General features: G+C 48.6%; 12 protein-coding genes. 11 read left to right on the top strand and 1 reads right to left on the bottom strand.

What is annotated here, in order from left to right:
- Window positions 1–139: 139 nt before the first annotated feature.
- The 6 genes from L6J37_RS12505 to L6J37_RS12480 all read left to right on the top strand — a co-directional run bounded on the left by L6J37_RS12505 (window position 140) and on the right by L6J37_RS12480 (window position 7,474).
- Window positions 140–3,064 (top strand): MHYT domain-containing protein, encoded by a 2,925-nt coding sequence (locus tag L6J37_RS12505; RefSeq protein ID WP_218385627.1) that lies wholly within the window; start codon window positions 140–142, stop codon window positions 3,062–3,064.
- Between the two features lies 1 nt (window position 3,065).
- On the top strand, window positions 3,066–4,046 hold the full coding sequence (locus L6J37_RS12500) for an HD domain-containing phosphohydrolase (protein WP_192014086.1): 981 nt from the start codon (window positions 3,066–3,068) through the stop codon (window positions 4,044–4,046).
- A gap of 401 nt (window positions 4,047–4,447) precedes the next feature.
- Window positions 4,448–4,924 (top strand): hypothetical protein, encoded by a 477-nt coding sequence (locus tag L6J37_RS12495; protein ID WP_218385628.1) that lies wholly within the window; start codon window positions 4,448–4,450, stop codon window positions 4,922–4,924.
- Between the two features lie 108 nt (window positions 4,925–5,032).
- Complete coding sequence (yegD, locus tag L6J37_RS12490) at window positions 5,033–6,385, top strand: molecular chaperone (RefSeq protein WP_218385629.1); 1,353 nt, start codon at window positions 5,033–5,035, stop codon at window positions 6,383–6,385.
- Window positions 6,386–6,425: 40 nt separating this feature from the next.
- Window positions 6,426–6,887, top strand: a complete 462-nt coding sequence (locus L6J37_RS12485) for a GNAT family N-acetyltransferase (RefSeq protein ID WP_237795313.1) — start codon at window positions 6,426–6,428, stop codon at window positions 6,885–6,887.
- A 143-nt stretch (window positions 6,888–7,030) separates the two neighbouring features.
- Window positions 7,031–7,474, top strand: coding sequence for a YtoQ family protein (locus L6J37_RS12480; protein ID WP_237795312.1), 444 nt, complete (start codon window positions 7,031–7,033; stop codon window positions 7,472–7,474).
- 49 nt (window positions 7,475–7,523) lie between these two features.
- Here L6J37_RS12480 and L6J37_RS12475 read toward each other — a convergent pair whose 3' ends face one another.
- The gene (locus L6J37_RS12475; RefSeq protein WP_192014094.1) at window positions 7,524–7,931 is read right to left on the bottom strand and encodes a VOC family protein; all 408 of its coding nucleotides are present in this window, start codon (window positions 7,929–7,931) and stop codon (window positions 7,524–7,526) included.
- A gap of 110 nt (window positions 7,932–8,041) precedes the next feature.
- On the opposite strand from L6J37_RS12475, the gene L6J37_RS12470 reads away from it, so the two are divergent.
- From L6J37_RS12470 to L6J37_RS12450, 5 genes are all read left to right on the top strand, one after another.
- Entirely contained in the window at window positions 8,042–8,344 is a 303-nt protein-coding gene (locus L6J37_RS12470; RefSeq protein WP_192014095.1) for a putative quinol monooxygenase, read from the top strand.
- 193 nt (window positions 8,345–8,537) lie between these two features.
- Complete coding sequence (locus L6J37_RS12465) at window positions 8,538–8,891, top strand: hypothetical protein (protein WP_237795311.1); 354 nt, start codon at window positions 8,538–8,540, stop codon at window positions 8,889–8,891.
- A 277-nt stretch (window positions 8,892–9,168) separates the two neighbouring features.
- On the top strand, window positions 9,169–9,597 hold the full coding sequence (locus L6J37_RS12460; RefSeq protein ID WP_192014098.1) for a hypothetical protein: 429 nt from the start codon (window positions 9,169–9,171) through the stop codon (window positions 9,595–9,597).
- Between the two features lie 79 nt (window positions 9,598–9,676).
- Window positions 9,677–10,396: a L,D-transpeptidase family protein gene (locus tag L6J37_RS12455; protein ID WP_225444999.1), complete on the top strand. Its 720-nt coding sequence runs from the start codon at window positions 9,677–9,679 to the stop codon at window positions 10,394–10,396.
- 128 nt (window positions 10,397–10,524) lie between these two features.
- The gene (locus tag L6J37_RS12450) at window positions 10,525–11,604 is read left to right on the top strand and encodes a threonine aldolase family protein (protein WP_237795310.1); all 1,080 of its coding nucleotides are present in this window, start codon (window positions 10,525–10,527) and stop codon (window positions 11,602–11,604) included.
- Window positions 11,605–11,656: the final 52 nt, after the last annotated feature.

The raw sequence follows: 11,656 nt of genomic DNA, 5'->3' as shown, positions 1-11,656 counted from the left end.
GCACTTACTAACGCCAGAATGGTTTACTCTTCCTGACCGACAGGATAATGTGAGCGCCCATTGACATAAAAATACAACACTAATTTAACCTAACCGGTTATCTCGCATCAGATGGCGGATGGCTGGTCTTTGATGAATCATGATTGCAGAACTATTTTCGCTTTTTTTTATCTCCGACAGCACAGACCCAAGCCTTCTGGTCACTGGTGAATATAACTATTCACTGATTGCTATCTCTTTGCTTATCTCTGTGGGTGCCTCTTTACTGGCGCTTTCTTTAGCTGAATCGGCTAAACAGAGCCGTAGTCGATTACTTCGCCGCCTCCATATACTGACAGGCGCAGCTTCGTTAGGGGTGGGTGTATGGGCCATGCATTTCATTGGTATGCTGGCGTTCGAGCTGTGTACCACGGTGAACTACAACATCAGCACTACCCTGCTTTCCGCTATACCCAGCTTTCTTGCTTCCTGGGTAACGCTCCATTTACTGACGAAACGGGCTGTCAGTAATGCACGACTGATCCTATGTGGTATAACCGTCGGGCTGGGCATAGGCTCAATGCACTACATTGGCATGGCGGCGATGGTACTGGGGCCTGCGCTAAAATATGACCCGGCCTTATTCGCACTCTCCATTTTTGTCGCTGCCTCGTTAGCCACACTGGCCTTATGGATCAGTTTTGGTCTGCGCAAGCATCGCTCAATGCCTGGCTACCAGATCCAGCTGATTGCCAGTGTTGTTATGGGACTGGCCATTGCAGGTATGCATTATACTGCCATGGAAGCAACCCGGTTTGTCGGTCAGCCCGATCCAGCATTTATCCCTGGCAGCCAGCGTCATTACTTACTCGCCATTACCATTTCAATTGTCACCGTATCCCTGAGTCTGATCATTGCTGCGGTCAACGCCCTGACCCGCTACCGCTCATTACTGCAGCACAGTGAAGAAACCGCTGCTGAGCTGAAAGCCACCATAGATACCGCCGTAGACGGTATTATAAAAATGTCACACCGCGGCATTATTCTGTCATTTAATGCCTCTGCAGAACGTATTTTTGGTTATCACGAAAGTGAAGTCATTGGCAGGAACATCGGCATGCTGATGCCAGAGCCCTATCAAAGTGCGCACGATTCCTATCTGGAGAATTACCGCAAAACCGGAACAGCACGTATTATCGGCATTGGCAGAGAAGTCACCGCGCTGCATAAAAACGGCCTGATGAAACCGATTCGTTTATCTATTGGCGAATCCAAGCTCAATGGCGTCAGCACCTTTGTCGGTGTGATCACTGACATCAGCAAGCAGAAACAAATGGAAGCCGATCTGCGCCGCTCCAAAGAAGAAGCAGAAATCGCGGCTCAGGCAAAAAGCACCTTTCTGGCCAATATGAGTCATGAATTGCGAACACCAATGAATGCCATTATTGGTTTTTCTGAACTCATGCTGGACGGAAAAATGAGCACCGAACAGCAAAGACACCTTGGCATTATCCGGCAATCTGCGAAAACCCTGCTCAACCTGCTTAACGATGTGCTGGATTCTGCCAAGCTTGAAAGCGGGACCACACAGCTTGAATCCCGCCATTTCTCTCTTCGTCAAATCTGTGAGCAATTGATCGCAACTCAATCGTTGTTGGCCAACAAAAAAGGCATAGAGCTGACAATGCGCTATGACCCGCAGCTCAGTGAATATTTCCAGGGTGATCCGCTCCGCGTTCAGCAAATTATCCTGAACTTACTGAGTAACGCTGTAAAGTTCACCGAGCGGGGTTATGTCAGACTGGACATCACTTCCAGTCGTACCAAAGGCATCACCATTCTGGTCGAAGACACGGGAATTGGCATTGCGCCAGACAGACTGGAGAGCATCTTCGCCCCTTTCTCTCAGGCAGACAGCACTATGTCGCGCCGTTTTGGCGGCACAGGCCTGGGAACGACCATAGCCAAACAGCTGGTTGAACTGATGGACGGCAAAATCGCTGTCTACAGCCAGCCAGGTCAGGGCTCGACCTTCCGTGTTGATTTGCCGTTACCGGCAGGACAGTCCGCTCAGATTGATGACAACATAACAGACAATGTTCATCTACCGCCTATGACCATATTGGTGGCAGACGATGTCGAGCAAAATCTGGAGCTGATGACGGGATTATTAAAAAGAGATAACCATCAGTTAGTCACGGCCAGAACCGGAACAGAAGCCATAAAACAATATAAATCCAGGCACATTGATATCATTCTCATGGATGTTCAAATGCCTGAGATGAATGGTCTGGAAGCCAGTAAAGCCATCCGGGCTTACGAAAAAGAACAGCAGTTAAAAGAAGTACCTATTATTGCTTTGACGGCAAGCGTACTTGAAAAAGACAGGCGTAACGCACTCGCCGCCGGCATGAATGGATTTGCCGTCAAGCCGATCGATATCTATGCGCTGAAAGCAGAAATTGCTTACCTGAAAGGGATTATCGCCCAGGTTCCGGTTCACCCTGAGAAACAAGACGACAATCAGGACACCCTTATCGATCTGGAGAAAGGGCGCCTGCTCTGGGGCAATGAACAATCGCAGCTCACCGCTATACAGAAGTTCATCAGCCAGCCACAGCATCACCCTGATTTTCTGGCTCGCTTGCTCAGTGGCAGCCAGACAAAAGCCCTGTCGCATGTGCATCGCCTGAAAGGTGTGACTGGCAACCTGTGCATGCCGGGTATCCATCACTGCATGAAAAAACTGGAACAAGCATTACAGCGTGACGAAAATACGGTTCCACTGTTTACTCAATACCGCGAGATGTTTAATGCCATTACGCTGCTGCTCACTTCGGTAGAGGATTTCTCTGCTGAACCTGAGCATCAAACAGCGACAACCCTCAACCATGACGATATAAGGAAAATCATTCAGCAACTGGAACAGGGCGAGATGCCGGACTGCGCTTTTTCAGCGGTTAAATCCCAGCTCCCTGCAGAACTGGCAATGGATGTGGAATCGGCCATGAGCGATTTTGAACTGGATCGAGCAGCCACGCTGCTAAATAACTATCTCGTCAGCCAGCAGGCAGTGGAGGCATAACATGGATGAACGTAAAACCCTTCTGGTTGTGGATGATGAACCCGCCAATTTACAGGTGCTGAAAAACATTCTGGCATCGGATTACCGCCTGCTATTCGCCAGAGACGGCAGCCGCGCCATTACACTTGCCAACACAGAAAAACCCGATTTGATCCTGCTGGATATTATGATGCCAGGCCTGTCCGGCTATGAGGTTATTCAACAGCTTTCTGCCGCACCGGACACCAAACACATTCCAGTGATCTTCGTGACCGCGCTGTCAGACACCAAAGATGAAACACAAGGTTTTGAGTTGGGCGCGGTCGATTTCATCACCAAACCCGTCAGCCCGCCCATTGTCCGGGCCCGTGTGAAAAATCAGCTGTCGCTGGTCAAAATGGATGAGCTGAAATCAACACGGCTTGCCGTGGTTCAGAAACTGAGCAGAGCAACAGAATACAAAGATAACGAAACAGGCCATCACGTTATTCGCATGAGCCATTACGCTTATACCATTGCAAGGGCCGCAGGTTACAGCCCGGCGTGGTCGGAAACCCTGCTGCATGCAGCACCCATGCATGATATCGGCAAAATTGGTATCCCGGATCATATTCTGCAAAAGAAAGGGGCGCTGTCTGGTGAAGAATGGAAAATCATGCAGCGCCACACCCTGATAGGGGCAGAAATTTTGGGCAATGACACCTCAGAACTGATGCAAATGGCCAAAAACATCGCCGTTTATCACCATGAAAAGTGGGACGGCACAGGCTACCCTTACGGTTTACAGACAGACGCCATTCCCATTGAAGCACGTATAACAGCCATTGCCGATGTATTTGATGCACTGACAAGTCAACGTCCTTACAAGCCGGCCTGGAGCATTGAAGATGCTTCTGACTATATCTGTAAAAATAGTGGCACTCACTTCGACCCGATTCTTGTCGAGGCCTTTAACCGTTGCCTGCCAGAATTACTTGATTTTAAAAAGAAGTGGCCAGAATAATATCCGCAGAGAAAATGATTCATCAAACCTGTCCGATGCATTCTTTGATAAAAGAAAAGCAGTATCATGCTATGCCATTACACATGAAAAAAGGCAAATAATATATTGCCGACAGTTGCCACATATAAATTAGACCACCCTAATTTATATAAGCCTTAAATTTCATAACCTTATGTAACGGTACATTTAATTCACCAAAATGAGACTCCCACAGCATTTTCATCATTTCGAACACCATAAAAGCGAAAAACTGACATTCAAATGTTAAAGAACACGGCATTATATGAAATTATAATTGTTAGGAAATGTTGTTAACTGATGAAGCTTTGCATCTGTGAATTTGTAACTACAGCTATCGCAATGAAATGCGATGCGATAAACAGGCAAGTGGTGCGTAAATAATGTACTGCGTACAATGCGGTGTTCGAACACTGGATAAACCTGACGGTACTCCGGTAGAAATGTGTAAAAAATGTACTGAGGGCGAACAATCGCAGTCTCACGACTCTCTGCGCTCGAAATACTCACTCAAATTCAGGCTGGCAATAGGTTTTCATGCCCTTTACGCGATTATCTGGCTGATATGGGGCATCGTTTCAGGTTTTCAGGCCGCCATCGACGGCATCATGAACATTGAAACCAACAATTTCTCTATGGTGCTGCTGGCTGTGTTGATGATAGTGCTTCACCTCACTGCCGGATACGGACTATTAATCCGCCATCCCTGGGCTGAAAAAGCCACTATGTTGTTTGGCTGCATACTCTTTTTCTTCTACCCATGGGGAACAGTGGCCGGTTCTACCTTAATATATTCGCTGATCCAACTCCGTTACGACTACACGCTCACGTCAAAGTTCTTCCGTAAGCTTTATCGCTAGAAGCTGTTCAGCGAGATGGAATGCAATTCTCACGGTCAGTGCTTCCTTTTCTTGTCTTAGGCCGAAATTTTCGTACACTGGTCAGCTTTTTAGTTGTCAGGAGGAAGTATGTACATAGGTTTCGACTACGGCACAGCCAACTGCGCTGTTGCTGTTATGGAGAATGGTCAGCCAAGGTTGCTTCCCCTTGAAGGCGACAGCTTTTTCATTCCTTCAACGCTTGCGGCACCAAGTCGCGAGGCCGTCAGCGAGGCGCTATTTCGTCACTATGACATCAAACCCGCTGATAAGATTGGAGAGCAATTACTGCGTCGTTCGATCTCTGCCAACAAAGACGACGACATCATCGTTGATGCGCATGCCTTACAGTTTGGTCAGCAGGCGCTGGACACCTACCTCAATGATCCTGATGAAGTGTATTACGTCAAATCACCAAAATCCTTTCTTGGTGCTTCCGGTTTACATGACATCCAACTGAGTCTGTTTGAGGATCTGGTCTGTGCCATGATGGCAAATATCAAACACCGCAGTGAAAACCAGTGCGGTGAGAGTATTACGCAGGCTGTTATCGGTCGCCCTGTCAACTTTCAGGGTACAGGCGGAAGTAAGGCTAACCAGCAGGCCGAGAGTATTCTGCGCCGGGCAGCAACGCGTGCTGGCTTCAAAGCGATAGAATTCCAGTTCGAGCCTGTGGCTGCCGGTCTGGAATACGAGAGCCAGTTGCAAGAAGACAAAACCGTACTGGTGGTCGATATTGGTGGTGGTACCACCGACTGCTCCGTGCTGCAAATGGGGCCGGGCTGGTTAAATAAAGAAGACAGAACAGAAGGATTACTGGCTCACAGTGGCAGCCGCGTTGGCGGAAACGATCTGGATATCGCCCTCGCCTTCGAGCGTATCATGCCTTTGTTTGGCAAGCACAGCACCAACCAGCGCGGACTGGCAGCGCCGATCAGCCAATTCTGGAACCCGGTGGCGATCAACAATGTGGCCGCGCAAAGTGATTTTTACGCCAGCGCGAACTTAGCCGTGCTGCAACAGCTCGTGCGGGATTCCGCAGAACCTGCTTTGCTGCAAAGACTGCTGCAGGTCTACCACCATACTTTAGGTCATCAATTAGTGCGTGAAGCCGAACTGCTGAAAATCGCGTTGTCCGAATCATCCAGTGCCAGTACCGAGATCCGCATCGGACAGGAAACACTGCCGATCAGCTGTACCAGCCATGAACTGGCAGAGGCGGTCAGCAGCAACGCGGAGAAAATCAGCAGTCTGATCAATGAAGCTTTGTCTCAGGCGGAATGCGCACCGGACGTTATCTTTATGACAGGTGGCAGTGCCCGCTCCCCCATGTTACGCCAGCTTATCGAGCAACGCCTGCCCGGTGTGCCGATCGTGGCCGGTGATTATTTTGGTTCGGTCACCGCTGGCCTGAGTCGCTGGGCGGAGTTCTGCTTTCGGTGATCAGCAATTATCAGACCGGCAATTAACAAAAAGAAAACGGATGCAAATCAGACAAGCTACTGAGTCCGAGATGAACTCAGTGTATATGATGGGCTATGACGCCTGGGGCGATGAAATGCCCCAGGCTGAGTATCTGACCGCCTGCAAACGCAGCCGGAAATACACCGCTGGCCAGTGGTACGTGCTGCCAGAAGCTAATATGCCTGTCGCTTCTCTGATTCTGTACCGTCATCAGTTTGGTCTGGAAGACGGGCAAGCAGGAATAGGTTCGATAGCAACGTCGCCAGCGCATCGCCGGCAAGGCTATGCCAGTCAGCTAATTCTCGACATTGTCCGTCATCTTTTCTCAAGCACAACGACAACAACGGTTTTTCTTCACAGCGACATCGACACCACCTTTTATGAAGCACTCGGCTTTGAGCGGATCAACAGCCAAAGCGATTGCCTGTTCATCACCCGATCGCCAGACATTACCCTGCACACTTACCCAAGCTACTTCTGAATCCCCGCCCTTTGCATGTGCAATAAACACCAACTTGTGTACAATAAACTATCTTATAATCCATATATCCATCTCCATATCATGTACACATATTGTGTGAACATTGATAACAGAGACATGCAATAAAGGAAAAGGGGTAAGCAATGACCTGGAATGTCTATCTTTCTGGTGAAATCCACACCGACTGGCGGGAACAAATCATTAAAGGCTGTGAGGCAAGAGATCTCAATGTTGTGTTTACTTCAGCCGTTACAGATCACGACAGCAGTGACGCTGCAGGTGATGGTTTAGGGGCTGAATCTAACAGCTTCTGGCGCGACCATAAATCGGCCAAGGTCAATGCGATTCGGATACAGAAACTGATCAAACAATGCGACGTGGCCGTCATCCGTTTCGGTGATAAATACAAGCAGTGGAATGCCGCGTTTGATGCCGGATATTGTGCCGCACTGGATAAACCCTACATCACACTGCACAGCGAAGACATTGTCCACCCGCTTAAAGAAGTGGATGCCAGTGCCAATGCATGGGCAACAGATCCAGCACAAGTAGTTGATATTTTAGATTATTTACTGAATCAAAAATAAAGCCTGCACCCGACACAATCACAACGATTGTGTCGGGTAAATTGCTTTACTAGCGCAGGCGCTGGCCAGAAATGGCAGGATGATAAATAGGCTGAACGACATTACCGGCCGGATCGGTACAATGAAAACTGCGCGCACCATCACTGTGATCGTGCGGTGTGTCCAGTAACGGCACGCCTTTGGCTTTGAGAAACACGAACCAGGCTTGCAATTCTTCTTTGCTGTCCACTATGAACCCGAAATGATCAAGGGACTGATTGTGATTCTCCTGCGGTTCATACGCCCTGCTCAGCGACAAGTTGTCATTACCGCAACTGAGGTAAATCAGGTTATCGCTCGCTTTTCTTAGCACTTCCATACCCAGTATCTCGGTATAGAAACGGATACACTCCTCAAAGGGATATACCGCTAGTGCTAAATGTCGTAATCCGTTCAAAGGTTTTGGTCTCTCAGCCATATTCAGCCACTCCGTGTGCAATAATTTTATTCATTGTATACAATAAGAGGCCAGATATTCAAACGAAGAACAAGTTGTTCCTCAAACCGACAAAAAAGGAAGTGCGCTTTATGTTTTGTATTGTTGTGAAAAATTCAGTCAAAGCAGGGTTTCGAGACCAGTATCTCTCGATCATGAAGGAAAATGCCAAGGCTTCGGTAGAGAATGAAGAAGGCTGCCTGGTGTTCGATGTGCTGTCAGCTCAGGACAACGACCACTGCTTCTACCTGTATGAAATCTACACCAGTGAAGACGCACTTGCAGCGCACAAACTGACACCGCATTACCTGGAAAGCCGCAAGCACTTAGCCGGGTTAATCGACGACCAATCTGTCATCCGCTGCGATGTGGAGCATCGCAATTTCCAGCGGTAAACACCTACATAGCTGTGCCCGTTATCCTGTGAGCACGAATTGATAAAGGCAGGTAGGTAAAACACCTGTCTTCATCAATACAATGAAGCTCAAATCGGCACCATCCGGAAAAACCTGCATACTGTCCTCTCTTTGGTCGCCTTAGTAACACACCCCATGAACAGACTCATTACTAAAAGAAGCAAGGTGGATTATGAAAGGCGTTACCTGTTTATCCCTCACCCTGATGTGTGGCTTTATGGTATCGGCAGCAGCGAACGCGGGCTGTGGTGAAATGCAAGCCCAGTGCATTGTGTTCGAGCACGGTGAAACAACACCGGTCAGTTGCTCCATTTCGGTCTGTGCCAATACCAGCGAGTTTGATACCTATTGGACACTCAGCAACGGTTCTGAGATCTCCCATCACATCAACGCAAACACGGCCACCATTAAGGTAAACGGTCAAACCGGATTTGCATTACCTTCAGCCATAATACAAGACAATCTGAATTGCTACAGCGCCCCCGGCATCAGCAGCATTTATTGTGCGAAAGACATGTTACTTTAGCCTGAGCTATCTAAGACGCACTGAGGAAACATTCAATGCTTTGTATAGTGACCTGCCTATACAATTGACAGTCATCTGTCTGCCGTTCATACCGTTTGTTGCCTGCCGCTTTTTGCCTGACAAGAGTGCGCTTATACCGATTCCCCGCTTAAACCTTCTGCTTACCTGCCATTTTGCAATAACCAGTTAATGACACACAGCGTTCTGACGCCATTAAATACTGTCATTGGTTGGGGGTTTCTGACCCCTTTTCATCATTATAAGAATCAAGGTGAGTATGAAAAAGGCACTATCTATTATTCTTCTCTCATCGTTATCAGGCTGTGCATCTATGGGCCAGCCAGATCCTGAGATCGGGTTTGAGTCTACAGTTAACCTGAATGGCTACTATTTTTCAGAGAGCAACGGCAATGTTCTGGAAAATGGGCAGCTGGTCAAAAAGAAAACTTATGCCTATATAAAATTCAATAGCTTAGAAGAAAATCAGCTGACGTACATCGTTGCCACGTCTCCGGCTGTAAACGGCATTGTCCGGGGCGATGCGATCAGTACCCGAGTAACCAGTAATTACAGTGTGGATAATAACCACAGCGATCAAGGTTACCGAATCAGCTTCTACCAGCAAAAAGGGAACATGCACCTTGATTACGTGCTGAATGCAGACATCAATGGCGTTATTGAAGATTTTACTTTCCAGCCGCTGTGATCTGACACACTGACAACTTACTGCTGATAATGTAATCAACATTTTTCGTTTAATGGACTAGATATGACGTTGGGGAATTATGCGCACTATTAAATTTTCAGCCCTGTTTGCCGCTGTGTATTTACTGATGACCACTCATGCTCATGGACAGTCCGTTTCAACCTCTGTCGCGCCCTCTTTGCTGGGAAAGCGAACCGTTGATGACGTATTAGCGACTTACGGCCACTTGTCTGAAATGCGGTTGAAATACAGATTTCGCCAGGCCAATGTGAGCTATCCGCCTGAGAAAATTGCGCTGCTTGGCCTGAAAGAAGAAAAAGTCCTGGAGCTATGGGCGTTTGATCAGCAGGGTCGTCGCCATTTTATCTACAGTTACCCTGTCACAGCGGCGAGCGGCAAAGCAGGGCCAAAACTCAAAGAAGGCGACCGTCAGGTGCCGGAAGGTATCTACAAAATCATCGGCCTCAATCCGAACAGCCGTTTCCACTTGTCGATGAAGCTTAACTATCCCAACAACTTCGATCTCAAATACGCCGCGCTCGAAGGCCGGCAATCACCGGGTTCCAATATTTTCATTCATGGCAAAGCCGACTCCATTGGTTGTCTTGCTATCGGCGACAGCGCGGTGGAAGAATTGTTTACCCTGGTGGGGAAAATCGGCAAAGACAATGTCGAAGTGGTGATTGCCCCGCATGATCCACGGAAAAACCCGATCCGCCCTGTACCCGACACCTCCCCGGCCTGGATCTCAGAGTTGTATGCATCGATTGAAAGCGAATTTTCCCGCTTTGAATATTAAGCAGGCAAATAAGACTCCCAGAGCGGATCGCTATCATAACTGCCAATGAAATCTGTTGCGCACTGGAATAAGCCACCATAAACTCCTGGCGACAAATTAAAATTAAGTGGCTTATTTCAAGGATTATTATGAGCACGGAATTACGCTCTCATTGCACTCTGTCTGTCCCCGGCAACCGTGAAATGTCTCCGGCCGACATCTTCCTGCAAATGGCAAACTGGTGTCAGAGCAATCAGATCAAACATGATATTTACGGTCAGGGCGATGATCTGCAGCAGTTTGAAACCAAAGTTGCCGATCTTCTGGGCTACGAAGCCGGCCTGTTCGTTATCTCGGGTACAATGACCCAACCTACTGCGCTGCAACTGGCCTGTATGGCACGCAAAAACCCTATTGTGGCCATGCATCCCTCCAGTCATATTTACCTGCATGAAGCGCAAGGCTATCTGCTTCAGCAACGCTTTACCGTTCTGCCTGTCGGCAACCCTTATCAAACCTGGTCTTTGGCCGATCTGCAGGAATGGCCGGACGATATTGCTGCCGTGCTGTATGAACTTCCCATGCGCGAAATTGGCGGTCAACTGCCTGAATGGGATGATTTAAACGCTATCAAAGCCCATTGTCGCGAGCAGGGTATTCATCTGCACATGGACGGTGCCAGATTGTGGGAAGCCAAAGCCTGGTATGGCCGTGAGTACAGCGAGATTGCGGAAGGTTTCGATTCAGCTTATGTCTCTTTATACAAAGGCATTGGCGGATTAGGCGGCTCTATGCTGCTGGGCGATCAAGCATTGATTAAAAAAGCTCGCCTCTGGATGCAACGCCAGGGCGGTAATGTATTTCGCCGCACACCGTATTCGGTTTCCGCGGCGATGCAGTTCGATCAGCGCCTGGCGCTGATGCCAGCCTTGTTCGATCGTACTCAGCAGCTCTACCGCATACTGAAAGATTACCCGCTGTTAACGCCAAACCCGGCTGCGCCACAGGCCAATATGCTGCATCTGTATCTGCCCGTCAGTGCCGAAAAAGCCAGTGTCATTCGCGACAGGCTGGCGACAGAGCAGAAAATCTGGCTGGGAAATCCGCAACAAGCGGCCTTACCTGAGCAATCATTCCTCGAATGGTATGTCGGCGACAATTTGCTTAACCTGAGCGATGACAAGCTGCGCGAAATCTTAAGCTGGCTATCCGGCGAATTAGTCAGCTAATTGAAAAGCGGCTCCCTGCGCTGCATAATCAGCGCAGGGAGCCACTTGGCCA

The organism is Photobacterium sp. WH77 (genome assembly GCF_022014395.1).
GTDB lineage: Bacteria > Pseudomonadota > Gammaproteobacteria > Enterobacterales > Vibrionaceae > Photobacterium > Photobacterium arenosum.
The sequence above is the reverse complement of the archived record's forward strand: the minus strand, read 5'-3'. Positions and strand labels throughout refer to the sequence as shown.

Coding starts and splice junctions, on each gene's coding strand:
- L6J37_RS12505 (WP_218385627.1), top strand. CDS start 140: ATGATTGCAGAACTATTTTCGCTTTTTTTTATCTCCGACAGCACAGAC.
- L6J37_RS12500 (WP_192014086.1), top strand. CDS start 3,066: ATGGATGAACGTAAAACCCTTCTGGTTGTGGATGATGAACCCGCCAAT.
- L6J37_RS12495 (WP_218385628.1), top strand. CDS start 4,448: ATGTACTGCGTACAATGCGGTGTTCGAACACTGGATAAACCTGACGGT.
- yegD (WP_218385629.1), top strand. CDS start 5,033: ATGTACATAGGTTTCGACTACGGCACAGCCAACTGCGCTGTTGCTGTT.
- L6J37_RS12485 (WP_237795313.1), top strand. CDS start 6,426: ATGCAAATCAGACAAGCTACTGAGTCCGAGATGAACTCAGTGTATATG.
- L6J37_RS12480 (WP_237795312.1), top strand. CDS start 7,031: ATGACCTGGAATGTCTATCTTTCTGGTGAAATCCACACCGACTGGCGG.
- L6J37_RS12475 (WP_192014094.1), bottom strand. CDS start 7,931: ATGGCTGAGAGACCAAAACCTTTGAACGGATTACGACATTTAGCACTA.
- L6J37_RS12470 (WP_192014095.1), top strand. CDS start 8,042: ATGTTTTGTATTGTTGTGAAAAATTCAGTCAAAGCAGGGTTTCGAGAC.
- L6J37_RS12465 (WP_237795311.1), top strand. CDS start 8,538: ATGAAAGGCGTTACCTGTTTATCCCTCACCCTGATGTGTGGCTTTATG.
- L6J37_RS12460 (WP_192014098.1), top strand. CDS start 9,169: ATGAAAAAGGCACTATCTATTATTCTTCTCTCATCGTTATCAGGCTGT.
- L6J37_RS12455 (WP_225444999.1), top strand. CDS start 9,677: ATGCGCACTATTAAATTTTCAGCCCTGTTTGCCGCTGTGTATTTACTG.
- L6J37_RS12450 (WP_237795310.1), top strand. CDS start 10,525: ATGAGCACGGAATTACGCTCTCATTGCACTCTGTCTGTCCCCGGCAAC.